Annotated in this window: 3 protein-coding genes and 1 pseudogene; 2 read left to right on the top strand and 2 right to left on the bottom strand. The window is 47.6% G+C overall.

What is annotated here, in order from left to right:
* Positions 1 to 318: pseudogene (locus tag QVO97_RS00195) on the bottom strand (glutamine--fructose-6-phosphate aminotransferase); the annotation flags it as partial.
* Positions 319 to 706: 388 nt separating this feature from the next.
* On the opposite strand from QVO97_RS00195, the gene QVO97_RS00190 reads away from it, so the two are divergent.
* Positions 707 to 1,696, top strand: a complete 990-nt coding sequence (locus tag QVO97_RS00190) for a tyrosine-type recombinase/integrase (protein ID WP_022358440.1) — start codon at positions 707 to 709, stop codon at positions 1,694 to 1,696.
* Here QVO97_RS00190 and QVO97_RS00185 read toward each other — a convergent pair.
* Positions 1,632 to 3,173, bottom strand: coding sequence for a carboxypeptidase M32 (locus QVO97_RS00185; protein ID WP_022358439.1), 1,542 nt, complete (start codon positions 3,171 to 3,173; stop codon positions 1,632 to 1,634). The two genes, QVO97_RS00190 and QVO97_RS00185, sit on opposite strands and share 65 nt — an antisense overlap.
* A gap of 358 nt (positions 3,174 to 3,531) precedes the next feature.
* Between QVO97_RS00185 and QVO97_RS00180 the strand changes: the two genes are divergently transcribed.
* Complete coding sequence (locus QVO97_RS00180; RefSeq protein ID WP_022358438.1) at positions 3,532 to 3,984, top strand: NUDIX hydrolase; 453 nt, start codon at positions 3,532 to 3,534, stop codon at positions 3,982 to 3,984.
* Positions 3,985 to 4,264 lie beyond the last annotated feature (280 nt).

Raw genomic sequence — 4,264 nt, 5'->3', positions numbered from 1 at the left:
TTCGATAATACCATTGTGAACCGCTACCACGCTGCGGTCATCCGTGCAGTGCGGATGTGCATTGTTCTCAGACGGCTCCCCGTGTGTCGCCCAGCGGGTATGACCGATACCGCAGTTGCCCCGCATTGCGCGTCCATTGTCTGTCTTCTCTGCCAGCGCGCGCAGACGTCCCTTCGCCTTTACAACCTCCGGTACACGTTCTCCGTCTCTGACTGCCAGACCTGCTGAATCGTATCCACGATATTCAAGCTTCTCCAGACCCGCTAATAAGATCGGAGCCGCCTGCTGGTCTCCTGTATATCCTACGATACCACACATACAATTATTCCTCCTTTTTCCAACCAGGCGAGCCGCTGCCATCATACCGCCTCAGACACTCCCGCCTTCGTATCTCTATCTCAAGAATATGATAAATCTATTGATTCTTCAAAATAGAATCTTCTATAAAATATGTCGTTTATCCCTAAATAGCGCCTGACCGGCACCTTCGATATAGACTTTCTTCTCAGTCATGTACATATTCTGTCTCATTATACCAAAAAAGAATCTTCTTGTCAGCATTTGCTGTAATATTTTCGTCAGTCATCATATAGACACATCTCATTTTAAAACCATCCGCCATAAGCAGTCACATATTTCTTCTGCATATCTACCTGTAAAATAACCATTGTCCACGACAACTATTTTTTATACAGGAGGTTTCATCATGAAAAACGAAACAATGTACTTTAACGATCTTCTTTCCATCTGGCTGGAAAAGCAGAAACAGGCGCGAGCCCTGTCTACCTATGTGAAATACCGGCATCTGGCAGACCGTTATATCTCCCCTTATTTTAGATCCATCCAGCTTTCAAAGATCGATCTGCCTATGCTTCAGACCTTCCGCAATTCCCTTTTATCCCCGGATTCCCTGCATCCGCTTGGGAACGGAACTATCCGCTGTATTCTTCTGCTCGTCAACTCCATTCTGCGTCTTTCCTATGAAACCGGGCAAACAAACGGCATTCTCTATCTCCCGCCCCGTCTTCCAAAAAAACGCCCTGAAGTACCTGTTTTTACCCTTCAGGAACAGAAACAGCTCGAACACTATCTAACTGCCCATACAGGAATCTCCGAAGCCGTCATCTATCTGGGACTCTATACAGGGCTGCGGGTTGGAGAACTCTGCGCCCTGCGTTGGGAAAATATTCATTTTTCCGATCGCTATCTCCATGTCCGACACACGGTGCAGCGCCTGACGCGCCTTGACACAACCCATAAATCAGAACTCATTTTATCCGGTCCCAAAAGCATCTCCTCCAACCGTTTGGTTCCCCTGCCCGCTTTCCTTCTGCCGATCCTACAGCCATATTCTCATCCGGAACACCCGGATTATTTTCTGCTGTCACAATCTGCCAGCTCCCCGATGGATCCGCGAACCTTCCAGAATCACTACCAGCGCATTCTATCTCAAGCCGGACTGCGCTATCTGAATTTTCATGCAATCCGGCACACGTTTGCCACTCGCTGTATCACAAATGGCATGGATCCCAAAACGCTCAGCGAAATTCTGGGACACTCCGATTTGAAAGTCACGCTTGAATACTATTTTCATTCCTCTCTGGAATTCAAGAAAGAACAGATCGACCGCCTTACTGCACTTTCTCCGGCCGTCCATACTTCTCTTCCAGATATGCCACATAATATGACGGATTAAAATCTTCCCCCGTCATATCGCGCAGGATCTGACGGCTGTCCTTCAATTTTCCATACTGGTGAATATTTTTCCGCAGATATTCGCGGATTTCTCCCAGGTTTCCAACCTCCAGTAGTTTTTCTACCGGCAATTCCTTCTTCATCTGGTGATAAATCTGCGCGCCAAAGGCATTTCCTAATGCATAGGACGGAAAATAGCCGATCGATCCCTGTGACCAGTGAATATCCTGCAGTACGCCCTCCCGATCCGTGGACGGGCGTACTCCCAGGTATTCTTCATACTTATCATTCCAGATCTGCGGCAGTTTCTCCACCTCCAGATCCTCCTCAATCAGCATTTTCTCAATTTCATAGCGCACCAGCACATGCAGCGGATAAGAAAGCTCATCCGCTTCCGTCCGGATCAGCCCCGGAACGGTTCTATTAACCGCCGCCAGAAAATCCTCCAGACTCGTCTCCGTCAGCGGGCTTCCAAACATCTGCGCCACTTTTCCATAAATCGGTTTCCAGAATGCATGGCTGCGTCCCACGATATTTTCAAAGAAACGGGACTGGCATTCATGCATTCCCATCGAAGTTCCCTGCCCCACCAGCGTCTGTGTCAAGTCATCCCGGATGCCAAATTCATAGATAGCATGTCCCGTCTCATGCAGCACGGAAAAAATCGAAGAATCAATCCGTTTCTGATAATGCGTCGTGATCCGTACATCATGATTGTGCAGATTCGTCGTAAACGGATGGGCGCTGAGTGCCAGTACTCCCCGGTCAAAATCAAAGCCCTCATATTCTGCTAGGAAACGCGCCGCCTCTTCCTGCGCCGCCTCCGGATAATCTGCGGATAAAAAGGCGTCCGGAACCGTCTTCGAGCGCTCTGCCGATTCTTTCAAAAGCGGTACGATTTTCCCTTTCATCAGCTCAAAAAATGGATCTAACATCTCCATATTAAAACCTTTTTCGTAGGTATCCAGCATCACATCGTAAAGCTTCTGTCCCGGCTTTGCCCGGTACGCCGCAAATTTCTTCTGATAGGAAATAATCTCCTTCAAAACAGGGGCAAATGAAGCAAAATCATTTTTCTCTCGCGCACGCGTCCAGATTCCCGTCGCACGCGCCGTAAGTTCTGCATACGCACGGTATTCCTCCGGCGGAATGCAGGAAAGCCGCTCCTGCTCCTCGGCTGCTTCCCGGAGAATTGCCGACTGCACCTCATCAAATACGCCCGCATTCTCTTTTTCTGCCTTCTGGCAGGCATCCAGCAGCTCCTTAAAACGCATTGACGCCAGAATCTCCTGATACTGCTCCGAAAGTGAACCTATTACCCGCGCGGTATGCTCTGCTGCACCCTTCGGCGCCAGCGTCTCATCATCCCACTCAAACAAAACCATCGACGTCTGAAGCGCCATCGCCCGCTCCAAAAGAGACTGCAGCTCCTCAAACTGTTTTTTTACATTCTGATTCTTCTGTTCTGTCTGTGCCATTTTCCTGCCTCCTGTCTTTTTTTCGTAATTCTATCATCCAAATTCTGTGTATTTTTTAGATTCCGCTGCACATATGCCTGCATTCTTTTGTAATATGAGCCATTTCCATCTTCATCATACCAGATTTTCTTTCTTCTGTTTCTTATATCTTTCTTATGATTTTTTACAGTTCACACATTGTGCAAACTGTAACAGGATTTTCTCATGATGCCTTATGTGACTTTCCAATCTTGCATAATCATGCAAAACGCGGTATACTAAAACCAGTTTAAATCATATGCATAAAGCTGGTTCCCGGCACACGGATATACGCCACGAATCAACTTCCATGCACACACCAGGACAGGAGGGATTGCAGATGATCGAAGCAACGAGCTGCGGCGGTGTGGTTATATTTCGGGGAAAATTACTCGTTCTTTACAAAAACTACCGGAACAAATACGAAGGCTGGGTTCTTCCCAAAGGAACCGTAGAACCGGGCGAAGACTTCAAGCAGACCGCCCTCCGGGAGGTTCATGAGGAGACTGGCGTCGCCGCCTCCATCATCAAGTACATTGGCAAAAGCCAATACACCTTCAACACCCCTCAGGATACCATCGAAAAGACCGTGCACTGGTATCTGATGATGGCGGACAGCTATTACAGCAAGCCGCAGCGCGAAGAATACTTCGTCGATTCCGGCTACTACAAATTTTACGAAGCCTACCATCTTCTGAAATTTTCCAACGAAAAACAGATCCTGGAAAAAGCCTACAATGAGTATCTGGATCTGAAAAAGGCAAATTTGTGGGGGAATCGGAAATACTTTTAATCACAAGAACAAAGAGGCTGTTGCAAAATCATTAGCAAAAATAGATGATTGAGCGGCAGCTTCCATTTCTCTGCCAGCTAATCTGGGTTAAAATTCGCGGTTTTCCTGGTGACATACTCCCTCCACTTAGCTAACGCTTGAAGTGGGGGCTTCTCGTTCGATTGCCCTATTGGGCAAAGCATAGGCGAGCTATCCCCGTGTGTCCCACGGTTCTGTTATTATGAGCGGAACTGTTTCGTATCTACGCAGTCCCAAACAAAATCTATGTTTTTTGGGGAAA

The organism is Clostridium sp. CAG:43 (genome assembly GCF_000434655.1).
GTDB classification, from domain to species: Bacteria; Bacillota; Clostridia; order Lachnospirales; family Lachnospiraceae; genus Otoolea; species Otoolea fessa.
This window is presented reverse-complemented; position numbering and strand designations above follow the sequence as displayed.